The following is a 601-nucleotide window of genomic DNA, read 5'->3' on the forward strand; positions in this document are numbered from 1 at the left end:
TCATCCGTGCTCCTCAACAGATTTGTACCATGGCACTTTAAATCCCGCATCACTGATAATAAGTGGGGTTACAGAGGAAGGTAAAATGCTTGCTAGGTCAGATAAAAACTGGTCATGAGCAGACTTAGAGCACTGCTTTGAAAGTGGAAAGGCCTTTTCATATAAAGTGACCGAACGCCCTTGTAACGCCACTGATGCTCGGAGCACCATAAGTCTCTTGTGTTCACGGATATCAGACCAATCGACGAGAACCACGGGCATGGGGTTGCCCGCACAGATAAAGCTAGCATGCCAACGGTAGACGGCGAGTCTCTCTTGGTGTAGGTGACGGTTACCTAAAAGACGATCCATCCGCTTTATGTTGTGCTTAGTTCTAGCTTGGCAAGGTAAGTTGCGACCAAGTTCGGTAAGCGTAAGCGTGTTGCTCTCAAGCAATGCTCGGCAAGCTAACATCAAGCTATTAAGTCGCTTTAAATGCAGTTCAGGACAGAATTGGTAGAGAGAGTCATGTAAGATATTGAGTTCGCACATCTTGTTGTCTGATTATTGATTTTTGGTGAAACCATTTGATCATATGACAAGGTGTGCATCTACCTTAAAT

Annotated in this window: 1 pseudogene; it reads right to left on the minus strand. The window is 44.9% G+C overall.

Going from position 1 to position 601, the window contains the following annotated elements:
* A pseudogene (locus tag DZ54_RS0117340) lies at positions 1-531 on the minus strand (IS4 family transposase); the annotation flags it as partial.
* Between the last annotated feature and the right edge of the window lie 70 nt (positions 532-601).

The sequence above is a fragment of the Salinivibrio socompensis S35 genome (assembly GCF_000513715.1).
In the GTDB taxonomy this organism is placed as follows: domain Bacteria; phylum Pseudomonadota; class Gammaproteobacteria; order Enterobacterales; family Vibrionaceae; genus Salinivibrio; species Salinivibrio socompensis.